Annotated in this window: 16 protein-coding genes; 4 read left to right on the top strand and 12 right to left on the bottom strand. The window is 72.4% G+C overall.

Annotation, left to right across the window (positions count from 1 at the left end; translation table 11 throughout):
* Nucleotides 1-20: 20 nt before the first annotated feature.
* The 8 genes from B0675_RS04695 to B0675_RS04730 all read right to left on the bottom strand — a co-directional run bounded on the left by B0675_RS04695 (nucleotide 21) and on the right by B0675_RS04730 (nucleotide 7,930).
* Nucleotides 21-818 (bottom strand): ABC transporter permease subunit, encoded by a 798-nt coding sequence (locus tag B0675_RS04695; protein WP_081217463.1) that lies wholly within the window; start codon nucleotides 816-818, stop codon nucleotides 21-23.
* Nucleotides 805-1,677 (bottom strand): 2-aminoethylphosphonate ABC transporter permease subunit, encoded by an 873-nt coding sequence (locus B0675_RS04700; protein ID WP_081217464.1) that lies wholly within the window; start codon nucleotides 1,675-1,677, stop codon nucleotides 805-807. Before B0675_RS04700 ends, B0675_RS04695 begins: the two co-directional genes overlap by 14 nt.
* Nucleotides 1,670-2,761, bottom strand: coding sequence for an ABC transporter ATP-binding protein (locus B0675_RS04705; protein WP_081217465.1), 1,092 nt, complete (start codon nucleotides 2,759-2,761; stop codon nucleotides 1,670-1,672). The genes B0675_RS04700 and B0675_RS04705 overlap by 8 nt, the downstream gene beginning before the upstream one ends.
* Nucleotides 2,761-3,483 (bottom strand): HAD family hydrolase, encoded by a 723-nt coding sequence (locus B0675_RS04710; protein WP_081221588.1) that lies wholly within the window; start codon nucleotides 3,481-3,483, stop codon nucleotides 2,761-2,763. The genes B0675_RS04705 and B0675_RS04710 overlap by 1 nt, the downstream gene beginning before the upstream one ends.
* 5 nt (nucleotides 3,484-3,488) lie before the next feature.
* Nucleotides 3,489-4,613: a TIGR03364 family FAD-dependent oxidoreductase gene (locus B0675_RS04715; protein WP_081217466.1), complete on the bottom strand. Its 1,125-nt coding sequence runs from the start codon at nucleotides 4,611-4,613 to the stop codon at nucleotides 3,489-3,491.
* Between the two features lie 143 nt (nucleotides 4,614-4,756).
* Nucleotides 4,757-5,515 (bottom strand): GntR family transcriptional regulator, encoded by a 759-nt coding sequence (locus B0675_RS04720; protein ID WP_081217467.1) that lies wholly within the window; start codon nucleotides 5,513-5,515, stop codon nucleotides 4,757-4,759.
* A 45-nt stretch (nucleotides 5,516-5,560) separates the two neighbouring features.
* On the bottom strand, nucleotides 5,561-6,463 hold the full coding sequence (locus B0675_RS04725) for a hypothetical protein (RefSeq protein WP_081217468.1): 903 nt from the start codon (nucleotides 6,461-6,463) through the stop codon (nucleotides 5,561-5,563).
* A gap of 240 nt (nucleotides 6,464-6,703) precedes the next feature.
* A complete protein-coding gene (locus tag B0675_RS04730) occupies nucleotides 6,704-7,930 on the bottom strand; it encodes an ROK family transcriptional regulator (RefSeq protein WP_241539696.1) in 1,227 nt (408 codons plus the stop codon).
* Between the two features lie 57 nt (nucleotides 7,931-7,987).
* On the opposite strand from B0675_RS04730, the gene B0675_RS04735 reads away from it, so the two are divergent.
* Nucleotides 7,988-9,073 (top strand): Gfo/Idh/MocA family oxidoreductase, encoded by a 1,086-nt coding sequence (locus B0675_RS04735; protein ID WP_081217470.1) that lies wholly within the window; start codon nucleotides 7,988-7,990, stop codon nucleotides 9,071-9,073.
* On the top strand, nucleotides 9,070-9,543 hold the full coding sequence (locus B0675_RS04740; protein ID WP_081217471.1) for a heme-degrading domain-containing protein: 474 nt from the start codon (nucleotides 9,070-9,072) through the stop codon (nucleotides 9,541-9,543). The genes B0675_RS04735 and B0675_RS04740 overlap by 4 nt, the downstream gene beginning before the upstream one ends.
* Before the next feature lie 253 nt (nucleotides 9,544-9,796).
* Here B0675_RS04740 and B0675_RS04745 read toward each other — a convergent pair whose 3' ends face one another.
* The 4 genes from B0675_RS04745 to B0675_RS04760 form a co-directional block, all read right to left on the bottom strand.
* Complete coding sequence (locus B0675_RS04745) at nucleotides 9,797-10,654, bottom strand: fumarylacetoacetate hydrolase family protein (RefSeq protein WP_081221589.1); 858 nt, start codon at nucleotides 10,652-10,654, stop codon at nucleotides 9,797-9,799.
* A 137-nt stretch (nucleotides 10,655-10,791) separates the two neighbouring features.
* Nucleotides 10,792-11,559 carry a YidC/Oxa1 family membrane protein insertase gene (locus B0675_RS04750; protein ID WP_081217472.1) on the bottom strand — a complete coding sequence of 256 codons (768 nt, stop codon included), beginning with the start codon at nucleotides 11,557-11,559 and terminating at the stop codon, nucleotides 10,792-10,794.
* Nucleotides 11,560-11,660: 101 nt separating this feature from the next.
* Nucleotides 11,661-11,969: a DUF6412 domain-containing protein gene (locus B0675_RS04755; protein WP_081217473.1), complete on the bottom strand. Its 309-nt coding sequence runs from the start codon at nucleotides 11,967-11,969 to the stop codon at nucleotides 11,661-11,663.
* 156 nt (nucleotides 11,970-12,125) lie between these two features.
* Nucleotides 12,126-12,965: a class E sortase gene (locus tag B0675_RS04760; RefSeq protein ID WP_081217474.1), complete on the bottom strand. Its 840-nt coding sequence runs from the start codon at nucleotides 12,963-12,965 to the stop codon at nucleotides 12,126-12,128.
* Nucleotides 12,966-13,214: 249 nt separating this feature from the next.
* Between B0675_RS04760 and B0675_RS04765 the strand changes: the two genes are divergently transcribed.
* Nucleotides 13,215-14,228: an SEC-C domain-containing protein gene (locus B0675_RS04765; protein ID WP_081217475.1), complete on the top strand. Its 1,014-nt coding sequence runs from the start codon at nucleotides 13,215-13,217 to the stop codon at nucleotides 14,226-14,228.
* 132 nt (nucleotides 14,229-14,360) lie between these two features.
* Entirely contained in the window at nucleotides 14,361-15,938 is a 1,578-nt protein-coding gene (locus B0675_RS04770) for an ATP-binding protein (protein ID WP_081217476.1), read from the top strand.
* Nucleotides 15,939-15,999 lie beyond the last annotated feature (61 nt).

The following is a 15,999-nucleotide window of genomic DNA, read 5'->3' on the forward strand; positions in this document are numbered from 1 at the left end:
CGGTGGGACGGATCAGCGGGTCAGCGGTAGGAGGCCTTGGTGCGGATCCGGGAGACGGCGAACAGCACGAGCACGGTCGCCGTCATGAGGACCACGGCGAGCGCGGAGCCGGTGAACAGGGCGCCGCGGTCGGTGGCCGCGTAGATCTGGACGGGAAGCGGGGTCCAGTCCGGCGGGTAGAGCATCATCGTGGCGCTCAACTCGCCCATGGACAGGGCGAAGCAGAGGCCCGCGGCGGCGGTGAGCGAGGGCAGCAGCAGCGGCAGCCGCACCCGCCACAGCACGGAGGAGGGCCGGGCGCCGAGGGAGGCGGCGGCCTGTTCGTAGGCGGGGTCCAGACGCACGACGGCGGCCGACACCGACTGGTGGGCGAACGCCGTGACAAGAACGGCGTGCGCGAGGACGACGATCCACCGGGTGCCGTTGAGCAGCACCGGAGGCTTGGAGAAGGCGACCAGGACCGCCAGTCCGACGACGACGGACGGCACGGCGACCGGCAGCATGAACAGCGCGTCCAGGAGGGTCTTCCCGCGCTTCTTCAGGGCGTGCCCGGCGAGCGCCGCCCAGGTGCCCACGACGAGCGCGAGCACGCTCGCCGTGAGGGCGGTGACCAGGCTGGTGGTGAGGGCCTGGAGGGATTCACCGCGGGTGGCGGCGCCGTAGTGCCCGGTGGTGAAGCCGGACGGGAACGCGCTCGACCAGTTCGTGGCGAAGGACGCGGCGAGGACGACGAGCAGGGGAAGGGCGAACAGGGGCAGGAAGAGGACGAAGAAGACGGCCCAGGTGGCCCACTTCCCCTTGCGGCTATGCACCAACACGGCGGCTCACCACCCGGTAGAGGCCGTAAAGGCCGACGGAGATCAGGACGTTGACGACGGCGACGACGCACGCTCCCGGATAGTCGGACTCCAGGATCGCCTTGCTGTACACGAGCATCGGCAGGGTGGTGACGCCCTTGGCCCCGGTGAACAGGACGATGCCGAACTCGTTCAGGCACAGCACCAGGACCAGGCTGCCGCCGGCGGCGAGCGCGGGCAGCACCTCGGGCAGGATGATCCGCCGCACGATCCGTGCGGGCCGCGCGCCGAGCGAGGAGGCCACCTCCAGCCGGCCGGTGTCGATGCCGGAGAAGGCGGCGAGCAGCGGCCGCATCACGAACGGGGTGAAGTACGTGATCTCCGCGAGGAGCACTCCCCAGGGCGTGGTGAGGAACTGGAAGGGGCCTTCGGCGGCGCCGGTGGCGCCCGTCCAGAGTCCGTTGGCCATGCCGACGGTGCCGTAGACGAACAGCAGCGCGAGCGTGATCAGGAAGGACGGGAAGGACAGGAAGACATCGATGAACCGGGAGACCGCCCTGCCCCCGGGGAACGGTACGAACGCGATGACCAGGGCGAGGGTGAACCCGAGGACCAGGCAGCCGGCCGTCGATCCGAGGGCCAGCCACACCGTGGTGCCGAGCGCCTCCCGGAACGCGGTCGAGGCGAACACGTCCCCGTAGGCCTGTGCCGAGGTTCCCCCGGTGTCGGGCCGGAACGACTGCTGGACGACCAGCCCGAGCGGGTAGAGGAACACCAGCCCGAGCACGGCGACGGGGGGCAGGACCCAGATCCAGGCGGGGACTCCGGTCCTGGTCCTGGTGGCCGCCGTCGCCGGGGATGCGACCGCGGCGCTAGCCATCCCGGCTCCCCCCGCCGGCCGCTCCCACGGCCTCCTTGCCGCGGACGCCCGCCGAGAGCAGTACGGCGTCCTCCGCCGCGAAGTGCAGGTCCACGGAGTCCCCCGGCACCGGCGGGTTCCGCAGCTCACGGAGGTCGGCCGTCATCCGGTGGCCCGCCACGTCCACGTACAGCCGGTGGGTGGAGCCCCGCCACTGCACCTCGGCGACGGTCCCGGTGACCTGGTTGGGGCCGGAGCCGAGCCCGACGAGGTGCGGGCGTACGCACAGCGTCGCGGTGGCTCCGGGAGCGACGTCCCCGGTCGGAACCTCCAGTTCGGTCCCGGCGAGGGACACCGTTCCGGAACCCACCGTCACCGGCAGCAGGTTCGCGTTGCCCACGAAGGACGCGGTGAACTCGGTGCGCGGCGCCCGGTACAGCTCCTGGGGTGTGCCGACGTCGCGCAGCCTGGCCCTGTCCATGACGGCGATCCGGTCGGCCAGGGTCAGTGCCTCGACCTGGTCGTGGGTGACGTAGAGGATCGACACGTCGGGCAACTCGCGGTGCAGCCGGGCGAGTTCGGTGAGCATGCCGGAGCGCAGGCGGGCGTCGAGGGCGGACAGCGGTTCGTCGAGCAGGAGGACACCGGGCCGGATGGCGAGGGCCCGCGCGATGGCGACGCGCTGCTGCTGCCCGCCGGACAGTTCCCGCGGGTGGCGCCGCGCGTACGCCGCCATCCCGGTCATCTCCAGCGCCTCGGCCACCCGCCCGCGGATCTCGCCCTTGGGGGCCCTCTGCGCCTTGAGGCCGAAGGCGACATTGTCCTCGACCCGCATGTGCGGGAAGAGGGCGTACTGCTGGACGACCATGCCGATCCCGCGCCGGTGCGGCGGCAGGTCGGTCACGTCGCGGTCACCGATGAACACCCGGCCGGCGGCGGGCCGTACGAATCCGGCGACGGCCCGCAGCGCGGTGGTCTTGCCCGAGCCGGACGGCCCGAGCAGGGCCATCACCTCGCCGGGCTCGACGGTCAGGTCGAGCGAGTCGAGGACCGTGGTGCCGTCGTAGGCGACGGACACCCGGTCGAAGCGGATCCCGCTGCTCATCACCGGTCCCCGCCGGAGCCGGTGAACTCACGCAGCAGGGCGGGCAGTTCGGCCACCGATCCGAGGACGTGCCCGGCCCCGGCGGCGCGCAGCGCGTCCTCGTCGTGGGCGCCCGTGAGGACACCGGCGACGAGTCCGGCGCCGGCGCGGACTCCGCTGAGCATGTCGTAGGAGGTGTCGCCGAGGACGGCGGTCTGCTGGACCCCGTCGGCGGCCTTGGTCCGCAGGAAGGCTTCCAGGACCATGTCGGGGTAGGGCCGGCCACGGCCGCCGGCGTCCGCCGGGCAGAGCGTGAGCGGCACCAGGTCCTGCCAGCCGAGGGCGGCGAGGATGGCGTCCTGGGTGACACGGGCGAACCCGGTGCTCAGGACGACGGTCCGGCCGCCGGCCCGGAGTTCCTCGATCGTCTCGCGGGCCCCGTCGATCGGTGCGACGGCGCCGCCGTCGACGCGTTCCCCGTACGCCTTCTCGAAGGCGGCGTTGGCGCGTTGGGCGAGGGTCTCCTCGCCGAACAGGTGCCGGAAGACGGAGATCTTGGACTCGCCCATCGTGGCGCGGACGTAGTCGAGCTTCTCCGCGTGGTCCGCGGACCCGGGCTCCACGCCCAGTTCCCCGGCGGCCGCGGCGAAGGCCTGCTCCACGAGGCCGCCGTCGGCCACGGTGGTGCCGGCCATGTCGAGCACCACTAGGCGTATCTCGTTGGGTTCGTTCGGCTCGGTCATCTCGTTCACCATCCCAGCTGGTCGGCGGTGGTCTCTGCGATCGCGGGTGAGCAGGTCATGCCGCGCCCGCCGGGCCCGGTGACCAGCCACACGCCGTCCCGGACGCGCTGGCGGTGCACGACCCGGCCGGTGTCGGTGCACTGCGCGTACACCCCGGCCCAGCGGCGCCGGATCTTCGGCAGCGGGCGTCCGAGGAAGGACTCGACGACCTCGGTGAGGTGGTCGTAGGGGTCTTCGAGGGTGTCGAAGGCGAAGGGGTGCTCGTACTCGTGGGTGTCGCCGATGGTCAGCCCGCCGTCCGCGCGCTGCACCATGAGCAGCTGCATCCGGTGCTCGGCAGCGGTCGGCGCCTGCGGCTGTCCTTCGTTGAGCGCGTCGAGCGCCTCGCTCCGGTAAGCCGGGTAGTAGCGGAAGCTGTCCGCGTCGGCGACGGAGGTGGTGAGCGGCTCGCCCAGCGGGTCGGTCTGCATCATCTGGAGGCGCACGCGCCGTACGGGCAGCTCGGGGCCGGCCAGTTCGCGGACGAGACCGCCGAGCCAGGCGCCGGTGCACAGCACCACGACGTCACCGGTGTGGACGTCGCCGTGGTCGTCACGGACCGCGTTCTCGCCGATCACCTCGCGGACCTCGCGGCCCGGCAGGAAGGTGTAGTCCGGGGACCTCAGCAGCTCGGCGCGGAGCGCGACCTGGGCGGTGCGCGGCTCGACGGCCGCGTCGCGCTCGCAGGACAGGGCGGCCTCGAAGGTCCCGCGCAGCGCGGGGTTCACGGCGCGCGCCTCACCGGCGGTGAGCAGCTTGTAGCCGCGGGCCGCCGCGTCGTCGCGGGCCAGGGCGGCCTCGGCGACGGCGATCTCGCGCTCGTTGCGCAGCGGGGTCAGGGATCCGCAGCCCCGGAACCCGAGACCCGGGACCCGCGCGCCGATCTCCTCCCACAGCTCCCGCGCCCGCAGGGCGGTGTCGAGCTCCTCTCCTCCTGCTCGGCCACTCACCCAGATCTGGCCGAAGTTGCGCAGCGAGGCCCCACGGGCCTCCGCCTCACGCTCGATCTGTACGACCTGGTGGCCGCGTTCCAGTGCATGCCAGGCGTGCAGGGTGCCCACCACGCCGGCTCCGACGACTATCACTCTCACAACGGCCACGCTCCTCGGTACGGGGGAATCGGAAGGGTCCGGACAGCAACCAGATGGTGAACTGCCTATCACATTTGGGCTAGACCCGTTATCTTCTCGTTACGAAAAGAGGCGGGCCGCAGCCCGCCTCGATCTGGCCGGAATCAGTCGCCGAGATGCGCGGTGAACGAGAACCGGTCGCCCCGGTACAGCGTCCGGACCCGCTCCAGCGGCCGTCCGTCGGTGTCCCGGGAGATCCGGTGGATCAGCAGCATCGGCAGGGCGGGCGGCGTGCCGATCAGCAGCGCCTCGCGCGGGGTGGCCAGCACGGTCTCGATCCGCTCGTCGGCGTCGCCGAACACGATGCCCAGCCGGTCGTGGAGGTAGGCGTAGAAGGAGGAGTCGGGATCGAAGTCGGTGTCGAGTCCGGGGACCCGGGCGACCGCCACGTACGTGCTCTCCAGGCCGACCCGCTCGTCGTCGGCGAGCAGCAACCGCTCCATGTGCCACACCGGTTCACCGCGCTCAAGACCCGCCTCCGCGGCGAGTGTCTCCGGACACGGGAACCGGTCCAGGGAGATCAGCGAACGACCGGGGACCCGCCCCTGTCTGCGCACGCCCTCGGTGTAACTCGCCAGCGACAGCGGCTGCTCCAGCTTGGGGCCGGCGACGACCGTGCCGCGCCCCTGCCGCCGCAGCCGCCCTTCGAGCAACAGCTCGCGCAACGCCTGCCGCACCGTCTCCCGCGCGACCTCGTACTTCTCCGAGAGGTCCCGCTCGGTGGGGAGGAGCCCTCCTTCGCCCAGCTCGTCGACGAGCCGGGCGATGTGCGCCTTCACCGCGTAGTACTTCGGAATGCGGCCGTGCTCCGGGATGCCGGAGCGCACGGGGGCGCCGGGAGCCTGGTCGTTCGGGTAGTCCACGGACACGATCGTCGCAGACGGCGCGGGCCGTGCGGCGGCCAGGTCTCAGCGGCGGCGGCCGCGCAACCGCCGTGCCACGAGGAGCAGTCCGGCTCCGAGGACCGTCAGGGCGACCGCGAGCGCGGCCAGTACCGGACGGTTCGGGGCGCCGCCGGGTCCGGTCCTGGCCAGCTCGTCCACGTCCGGCGCCGCCAGACCCGTACCGGCCGAGGCGGAAGCGCCGGCGCTCGCACGCGGGCTCGCGGTGCCGGTTCCGGGGCTCCGGGTTCCCCCGGTCTCGGTCCCCGCGCCGGGGCTCGCGCTGCCGGTGCCCGCGTCGGCCGTGGCGGTGCCGGGGTCCGTGGTGCCGCCCTCGTCGGTCTCCCGCTCCCGCCCGGTGTCCTCGCCGTCGTCCCCGACATGGAACCGGTACTCGTTCGACTCCCCCACCCAGTCGCCGTCGCCGCCGTGCCGCTGCACGACCGAGGCGCTCGCCACGACGTCGTTCGGCGCGGTCGCGGCGGAGGAGAAGGAGAGCCGCACCTTCACGGTCAGGGTGCGGCCGGGCGCCACGGTGAACCCGGGGAATCCGTCGTCGAAGGGCGCCACGTTCTCTGCCTCGTCGCTCCGCTCGAACGTCACCGGGTGCGCCCGCTCGCCCTCGTAGAACTCCATCCGCAGCTGCTCCGGCCGCAGCGTCCGGCCGCTGTCCACGAGGACGACGACGGGGTGGATCGCGCCGCAGGTGTGCGCGGTGGTGTTCGTGAGGTCGAGGTACCAGGTCCCGGAGTCGCCGCCCGGCCGGTAGTCGTCCGGCCCGCCGTGGATCCGGCTCGTGACGGGGAAGTCATGGGTGCCTGACGCCACGCACGCGGGACGCGGTTCGAGCGCGTGGGCGGGCACCGGTGCGAGTGCCGCGCTCAGGGCGAGGGCGGCCGGGACGAGCGGATGGGACGTACGCAGTCGCATGGGGAGCCTCGGGCCGATCGGTGGGGGACGGGGATCGGGAGCTTCGAAAGCGTCAGGCGGTACGGGGCAATGGCGCCGTGACCTTGACACGCCTCGACGACGCCGCCCGGCACGCCACGCACACCGGACCCCCGTTCGGCGGCGGAAATCCCCCGCCCGCCCCGGATCACCCGCCCGGACGGGCCCTGATCCCGAGCCACGAGAACCGGCCCTCCGCCACCGGACCCCCCGCCGCTCCGATCAGCCGTCCCCCCGTCCGAAGAGCGGTGCCAGCAGGAGCTGGGCCGCGCCCTCGGCCACACCGCGCGCACCACCGGGAGCCACGCCGACCGGAATCGCCGTGCCGCCGCCTTCGCGCCGGGCCCGTTCCCCGAGGACGGCGCCGACTCCCCGTACGAAGACCTCCTGGTGGGCGGCGACCGTCCGTCCGCCCAGCAGCACGAGGTCGATGTCCAGCAGGCCCACGAGGTTCGCGGCCCCGGCGCCGAGCACCCGGGCCGCCTCGTCGAGGGTGCCGCGTCCGACCGCGTCGAGGCAGAGCACCTCGATGCAGCCGCGGTTCCCGCACTCGCACAGCGGCCCGTCCAGCTGGATGACCTGGTGTCCGAACTCGCCGGCCCCGGTGCGGGCCCCGCGGTGCACGGTCCCGCCGATCACGAGTCCGGCGCCCAGGCCCGTACCGAGATGCAGGTAGGCGAAGGACCCGCCGCCCACCGACCCGGAACCGGCCCCCACCGCGACACCGAGGGCGGCCGCGTTGGTGTCCTTGTCGACGACCACCGGGAGCCCCAGCCGCCCGGCCAGCGCGTCCCGCAGCGCGAAGCCGTCCCACTCGGGGAAGCCCGTGACCCGGTGCAGGACACCGAGGGTGTGGTCGAGGGGGCCGGGCAGCGCGACTCCCACGCCCAGCGGGGACACCCCGCCGAGCAGGGCCTCCACCTCACCGGCGGCGCCCTCGACCACCGCGTCCGCCCCGGCCCCGAGGTCCAGGGGGGCACGCCGCTCGGCGACCACCGCGCCGGTGAGATCGCAGAGCACCGCGGTCAGTTCGTCCCGGTCGAGGTGCAGGCCGACGGCGTGGCCGGCCTCGGGCACGAGCCGCAGCACCGTACGGGGCTTGCCGCCGGTGGACGCGCGGCGGCCCGCCTCCGCGGCGAGACCCTCGGCCCGCAGCCGCGCGGTGATCTTGCTGACGGCCTGCGGGGTCAGTCCCGTGCGCTCGGCGAGTTCGAGCCGGCTGATCCCGGCGGCCCCGGCCGTGCGCAGCAGGTCGAGGACCAGAGCGGCGTTGTGGCTGCGCAGAGCGGGGAGATTCACCCCGGGAGTCCCGGGCCCACCGACGACCGCCGCGGCCCCCGCGCCCCCGGCCGGCCCCGCGTCCTCGGTCTCCCCGGCACCCCTGTCCCGTCCGGAGCCTCCGGGCACCCCGGTCACGCCACCGCCCCCACCCACATCGGTCCTGTTCACGGGACCCATTGTCCCCCGCGCTTGCACTTTGGCAACAGCGTTGCGAAAGTGGGAGGCATGACAGGCATGACTGGTACGCCCCTCCGTGTGGGTCTCGTCGGCTACGGCCTCGCGGGCTCCGTCTTCCACGCCCCGCTGATCGCCTCGACCGAGGGCCTGACCCTCGACACGGTCGTCACCTCCCATCCGGAACGGCAGGAACAGGCCCGCGCCGAGTTCGGCGACGGACTCCGTTTCGCCGCCACACCCGACGACCTGTTGGCCCGCGCCGGCGAACTCGACCTCGTCGTCATCGCGTCCCCGAACAAGACGCACGTCCCGATCGCGACGGCGGCCCTCAAGGCGGGCCTCCCGGTCGTCGTGGACAAGCCCATCGCCGGTACGGCGGCCGAGGCACGCGAACTGGCCACCCTCGCCGACGAGCGCGGCCTGCTGCTCTCCGTCTTCCAGAACCGCCGCTGGGACAACGACTTCCTGACCCTCCAGGGACTCGTCGCCGAAGGCGAACTGGGCGACGTCTGGCGCTTCGAGTCCCGTTTCGAGCGGTGGCGTCCGCAGCCCAAGGGCGGCTGGCGCGAGTCCGGCGACCCGGCAGAGATCGGAGGTCTCCTCTACGACCTCGGCAGCCACGTCGTCGACCAGGCACTCGTCCTCTTCGGCCCCGCGGCCTCGGTGTACGCCGAGACGGACATCCGCCGGCCGGGCGCGGCGACCGACGACGACACGTTCATCGCGATCACGCACACGAGCGGGGTCCGCTCCCACCTCTACGTCTCCGCGACGACCGCGCAGCTCGGTCCGCGCTTCCGCGTCCTCGGCTCGCAGGCGGGCTACGTCAAGTACGGGCTGGACCCCCAGGAGGCCGACCTGCGCGAGGGCAGGCGTCCCGGCGGGGTGTCCCCGTGGGGCGTGGAGCCGCAGTCGCTGTGGGGCCGCGTCGGCTCCGGCGAGTCGCCGCTGACCGGTGGCGGCCGCCCGCAGCCCACGGTCCCGGGTGCCTACCCGGCGTACTACGCGGCCGTCGCCGCCGCCCTGCGTGACGGCGCACCGAACCCGGTGACCGCGCACGAGGCCGCCGCCGCGCTCGACGTCCTGGAGGCGGCCCGCCGCTCCGCGCACGAGGGAGTGGTGGTGTCCCTGTGAACGCGCCCGCCGCACCCGAGATCGCCGAGCTGGAGGAGCAGGAGCGCCGGCTGACGCTCCCCCGCTTCACCCACGACGACGCCTGGACCCTCGGCACGCTCCTCGTCGAGCTGGCCCGCGAGCGCAACGCGCCGGTCGCCGTCGACATCCGTCGCGGGGGCCAGCAACTGTTCCACGCGGCGCTGCCCGGTTCGACGCCGGACAACGACGCCTGGATCGACCGCAAGCGCCGCGTGGTCGAGCGCTACGGCTGCTCCTCGCTCCTGGTCGGCTCCCGGTTCCGCGCGAAGGGCACGACCTTCGAGGACTCCTCCCGCCTGGACCCCGACACGTACGCGGCCCACGGCGGGGCGTTCCCTCTCACGGTCAAGGACACGGGCGTCATCGGCACGGTGGTGGTCTCCGGCCTCCCCCAGATCGAGGACCACCGCCTGGTGGTCGAGGCCCTGGAAAAGTTCCTCAAGGCATAACGACCCATGCCCCGCGCCCCGAGAGGGGCGCGGGGAACGGCGCGAGCAGCCACAACGCACCCGCGGCCGAAGGGATCGGGCCGCCCGTCCAGGGGCGCGGGAAACGGCGCGAGCAACCACGACGCACCCGCAGCGAGCATGAGGCGGAAGCCGACTCAGGGGCGCCGGGGAACGGCGCGACAAGCCACAACGCACCCGCGGCCAAGAGGAGACCCCGCCCCAGCGGACCCCCACGGCGAACCCAGCGGAGCGCTTACGCGCCCTTGAGTTCCTGCCGTTGCCGCCCCAACCCCTCGATCTCCAGCTCCACGACATCCCCGGCCCGCAGGTACGGCTTCGGCTCGGGCTGCCCCATGGCCACCCCCGCCGGCGTACCGGTGTTGATGACGTCGCCCGGGTACAGCGTCATGAAGTGGCTGACGTACCGGACGACCTCCGCGACGGGAAAGATCTGCTCGGCGGTCGTACCGTCCTGCTTCAGCTCGCCGTTCACCCACAGCTTCAGCGACAGCGCCTGCGGGTCCGGCACCTCGTCCGCGGTCACCAGCCACGGCCCCAGCGGGTTGAACGTCTCGCAGTTCTTGCCCTTGTCCCAGGTGCCGCCACGCTCGATCTGGAACTCGCGCTCGGAGACGTCGTGCGCCACCGCGTATCCGGCGACGTGGGCGAGCGCCTCCTCGTGGGACTCCAGGTAGCGGGCGGTACGTCCGATGACGACGGCCAGCTCGACCTCCCAGTCGGTCTTCACCGACCCGCGCGGCACGAGCACCGTGTCGTCCGGACCGACCACGGTGTCCGAGGCCTTGAAGAAGACGACCGGCTCGCCGGGCGCCTCCGCCCCGGTCTCGCGGGCGTGGTCGTGGTAGTTCAGCCCGATGCACACGACCTTGCCGATCCGGGCCACCGGCGGCCCGACGCGCAGCCCGGTCGCGTCCAGCACGGGCAGCTCACCGGACTCGGCGGCGGAACGGATCCGTCCGAGCGCGGCCTCGTCGGCGAGCAGTCCCCCGTCGATGTCGGGAACGAGACCCGACAGATCCCGCAGAGTCCCCTGGGCGTCGAGCAGCGCGGGTCGCTCCGACCCCGCCGTACCGACTCGCAGCAGCTTCATGATCACCATCTCCCTCGATCGCGGGCGTCGACCGACGGGTGCAGCCATCGGATGACTGGTCGATCCTCCAAGCTCGCGGTCCAGTCCGCAAGACCCCGTTCACGGACTGGACCGCCGGGACGGCAGCTCACCCGGTGTCAGACGAGGGCGGCCGCGACGGGGGCCGCTCCCGGCATGTCCCGGTAGAGCACCGCCCGCTCCACCGCGCTCCACGTCGTACTGGTGACGACGTACAGCGCGGCGGCCAGCGGCACCACGGCCACGGTGAAGAGCGTGAAGAAGGACATGAACGGCATGAGCTTGTTGATCGAGGCGAGGCCGGGAACGGGTTCGCCGTCCGTACCCACCGCTGCCGGAGCCGCCGAGGCGGTCATCCGCTTGGTCCGCCGGAAGTTGAAGGTGGCCACGGCGGCGACGACGGCGAACAGGGCCAGGTAGACGAGACCGGCGGCACCGAACAGCCCGCCGTCACCGAGCGCGCCCGCCCAGCGCCCGCCGAGGGGGGCTCCGAGGAGGGTGTGGCCGAGCAGGGAGTTCGCGTCGCCGCCGATCGTCGAGCTGGAGAACAGGTGGTACAGCAGGAAGAACGCCGGCATCTGGAACAGGCTGGGCAGGCAGCCGGAGAGCGGCGACACCTTCTCCTCGGCGTGCAGTTCCATCAGGGCCTTCTGGAACTTCTCACGGTCCTTGCCGTGCTTCTTCCGCAACGCCGTGATCTGCGGCTGGAGCGCGGCCCGCGCCCGCTGTCCGCGCGCCGAGGCCCGCGACAGGGGGTGCACGAGGAGTCGTACGAGCGCGGTGAACAGGACGATCGCGACGGCGGCCGCCGAGGCGTGGAACAGGGGCTGGAGCAGGTCGGCGAAGTTCTCGACCAGGTGCGCGAAGGCGGACAGGAACGTGGACATGGGTGAGCCCTCCGGGGGTCTCGTCGTGCCGGGGATGCGGAATACGGCATGACGGACCACGCGGGGTCACCGGGAGGGTGGAGAAGGTGGAGAGGGGTGCCCTACGCGGCCGTCGGGAGGGCGTGTCCGGGCGCCCTGGGCCGCGGGCGCCCCTGGGCGTCCGGGTCGCGTTGCGCGAGGAAGGCCGTACGGCGGGCGCGGTCGCGGATGGCCGTACGGACCCGGGTGCGGGGCACGGCGGGCGCGCAGCGCGACACGATGAGCGAGCAGGCCGCGAAGGCGGACCCGGCGGCGGCGGTCGCGGCGAGCGCGACGGTCGCGGAGAGGCTGCCCGTGTCGAACAGGGCGACCTGGAGGAGCAGCAGCACCAGGACGGCGGCGGGACGGGCGTTGGCCCAGGTACGGATCATCGGCTGCCCCTCCTCTCGTCCGTGGCGCGTGCGTCGGTCCTTCCGTTCGTTATACAGGATGCTCACCGCCGACCGTCCCGAAGCAGCCGCCGCGTCGGCCCGCCTGCACGCGCCGCGGTCGGGTCGGCGAGGCTCACCCCTCGCCGGCCCTCCCCCTCATCGGGGGCGCATCGCCGTGAGCTTCCCCCACACCGCCATCCGGTACCGGGAGGTGTAGTCGGGGGTGCAGGTGGTGAGCGTGATGTAGTACCCGGGCTCGCTGTACCCGTACGACGGGCGCACGATGCTGCGCGGTACCGGCCGGATGACTCCGCCGTCGCTCGGCGAGGTCTGCGGCAGGGTCCGGTCGACGACGTACGTGTAGACCGCGCTCTTCGTCTCGACGGTGATCGTGTCGCCGCGCCTGAGCCTCGGCAGGTACCGGAACGGCTCCCCGTGCGTGTTCCGGTGCCCGGCGAGCGCGAAGTTCCCCGCCTGCCCCGGCTGCTGGGTGCCCTTGTAGTGGCCGACGTACCCCTTGTTGAGGACGTCCGCCTTGCTGACGCCCTCCGCGACGGGAACCCGGAGGGAGAGTCGGGGAATGCCGAGGACGGCGTACGCCTGGGACCAACGGGGCGTCGTCCGGGCGCTGTCGGAGGAGGCCCCGCGCGAGGACGCCGTCCCCGTGGAGGCACCGGCGCCGCTCTTCCCGTCCTGACCCCCGTCCCCCGTTCCCGCCCCGGAACCGGAGGCGGAACCGGAACCGTAGTCGTCGCCTCCCGGGGCTGTCCCCGCCGCCCCGGGAGTTCCCGCCCTCCCCCACTCCCGCTCCAACGCCTGCACCTTGTGCTCCGCGCCCTGCCGCGCCTGCCGGTTGGTCCACCACAACTGGTGCGCGACGAGGAGGAGCAGCACCACCCCGACGGTGACGAGCACCTCGGCACCGCTCCAGACAACCCGCCGGTACACCGCCCGCCGTCGCCGCGTCCCGTGGTGCACGATCCCCGGAGCCCACATCCGACCGCCCCCTTCGCCGGCCCGCACGATAGGCGCCACCTCGTGAAGTCACCAGAGCGACGGGGCGGCTCCGCGCCGCACTCACGGGGGAACTCGGGCCGCCACGACCGGCGCACCGGCCTCCCGCCCTCACCCGCCGCACGGGGCAGGCACCCTTCCCACCCCTCCCGCATATGCCCTTGGTGACTCCCGCCGCTGTGGCCAGCACCTCTCTCTTCTTTGTCGGCCAACGGCAGTACGGTGTCATCCATGCGCCCCGACACGCCTGCCGAGAACGTCGACCACACCGCCGAAGCGGCACGCCTGGAGCGGACCGCCGGCCTCTACCCCGAGGACGCCGAACACCTGCTCGTGCAGGCGGCGGCCCACCTCGAACTGGCCGGAGACCGCCCAGCCGCGACCGCGCTCTACGACCGCCTGCTGTCCTCGACGGACCCGCTGGAGAACCCCCACCTGGTGCGCGCTCTGAAGGCGTCGAACCTCTGGGAGTACGGCCACGAGGCGGAGGCCCGCGCGATCATCGACGGCGTCCGCGCGGCGGCACCCCGGGACCCGGCGCCGTGGGTCATCGTGGCCGAGGCCCTGGAGACCCACGACGAGCTCGAAGCGGCACAGGACACGTTCACCGAGGGCGCGACCCTGCTCCTGACGGACGTGGCGGAGCCGCCGTACGCCACGCGGTCGCTGCTCTTCGGCCGGCACCGGGTGCGCCGGATGCTGGGCGCCGCGCACGACGAGTGGGACGCGCTGGCGGACACCCAGCACTCGTCCGCGATCTCCCTGGACGAGCTCCACGACCCGAAGCGGATCTGGTCGCTCGGCTCGGACAACCCGGCGGAGCTCCAGGCCGAGATCAGCCGCCTCCAGGCCGAACTGGGCGCCTACCGCGAGGCCCTCTCCCGCCCGTTCCCGGTGGCGGTCCTGCACTGGTCGGCCCCCGAACTGGCCGAACTGGTCGCCGCGTACCCGGACCTCGCCGAGGAGTACCCCTCCCACGAGGAGCACCTCGCGACCATAGAGTCCTCCCTCCGCGAACTGGCCTCGTCGGGCACCCCGAACCTGGGCATCGTCACCGCCACGGTCCCCTCCTACGAAGCCTTCGCAGCCTCCGAGGCCTCCTCCCCCTCGGACACGACCCTCCTCCCCCAGTACGCGACCACGCTCGCAGCCCGAGGCCTGGCAGTGGCCTGGCCGCCGTCGCGGGGGGCGGGGTGCTGGTGCGGGTCGGGGGATGCTTATGGGGAGTGTCACGGGGCGGAGTGAATCCGGGCTCCAGCCCTTCTTTCTCAACCCACTACTCCTTCACATCTCGCTCACGCTAACGTCACGCGTAACCAGGTTGAACTGGCGTGTCCGTACTCGTACCGGACATGTCCTTGCCCGCGAGGAACGTGTATGGCGCCCTACCAGCCTTCGTCGGACTGGCAGTTCGATGTACCCACCAGCGGAAGCAAGCGACTACCCCCGACCGCCCGGTCGTTCGAGTCGCTCGCACACCAGGGCTACGGCTTCGAAGCGGCCATCGCCGACCTGATCGACAACTCGATCGACGCGGGAGCGCGTGACGTCGTCGTGAGCTTCCTGCGGGACACTGGCGAGCGCGGCGGGCGGGACCGCCTCGTCGGCCTGCTCGTCATCGACGACGGCCAGGGGATGGACGAGGCGAGCCTGGACACGGCCATGACCGTCGGCGGACGCGAGACGTACGCCGAGGGCGCCCTCGGGCATTTCGGAGCCGGCCTCAAAGCCGCTTCCCTCTCGCACGCGGATGCGCTCACCGTGATCAGCCGGACCAAGCGCAGTCCGTCGGCCGGGCGCCGTTGGCTCACCGCCCGCGCGCAGGCCGACTTCACCTGCGACATCGTTGACGCGACGTACTGTCAGAACCTGGTCGACCGCTACGACGGGATCATCGGCTGGCACGGCACCATCGTGCGCTGGGACCAGGTCCGCGCGTTCGAGACCATCACCGCAGGTCAGACCGACCGGTACCTCAACGACGCGATCGAACGCCTGGAGACCCATCTCGGCCTGTATCTCCACCGCTTCCTCGCTCGTGAGGGTTTCCACGTGGACATCGTCGTCGAGGACGTGCACACCCGTGAGGAACTGGACCACCGGGGCGTGGAGCCGATCGACCCCTTCGGCTACCGGATCCCGGGCCGCGTCGGCTACCCCCGTACGTACGTCGCGCCGGTCGAGGGCCTCGGGGACGTCGCGCTCACCGCACACATCTGGCCGCCCAAGTCTCCGCTGGTCGCCTATCGCGGCATCGGACCGCTCGCCGAGCGCCAGGGCTTCTACCTCTACCGGAACGACCGGCTCGTTCAGGCGGGCGGCTGGAACGACACCCGCAGCCCGGAGGGGCACCTCGCTCTGGCCAGGATCGCCGTGGACCTGCCGCCCAGACCGAACGGCGTGTTCGCCCTCACCGTCAAGAAGGACGGTGTCCAGGTCACCCCCGCCTTCACCCGGGGGCTGGAAAAGGCGGCGGCCCTCTCCGGTCACACGTTCACCGAGTACGTCCACGAGGCAGCGACGACATACCGCGAGGCCGCGAAGCGGCGCACCGAGGTCAAGCGCATGACCGTCATCCCGCCGGGCAAGGGCATCGACCCGAAGGTGAAGCGCACGCTGCGCGACGAACTTCCGCAGTTGGAGGGCGACGACCCCATCACCTTCAGCTGGGCGAGACTCGACGTACCGCCCAACGTCGACTCTGCCGAACTGCTCTTCACGATCGACCACAAGGAACGTCTCGTCGTCCTCAACAGGGACTACCGGCACGCTTTCAACGGGGATCGCCATGGAGGCTCGAACGACGCCCCGGTCCTCAAGAGCCTCCTGTATCTGATGCTCAACGAGATCTTCCAGAAAGAACGGGTCTGGGCCAACCAGACCGACAAGGTCGCCCTGTGGAACAGCGTGCTCGTCACCGCGGTCCGGGCGGAACTCGCCCGCGACGAGGCGTGATCTACCCATGCCCGCCGCACATCCCCGCCATCTGAGAGGCCATCAAGCCGCCGTGATCGTC

The sequence above is a fragment of the Streptomyces sp. M41(2017) genome (assembly GCF_002078175.1).
Taxonomy (GTDB): Bacteria; Actinomycetota; Actinomycetes; order Streptomycetales; family Streptomycetaceae; genus Streptomyces.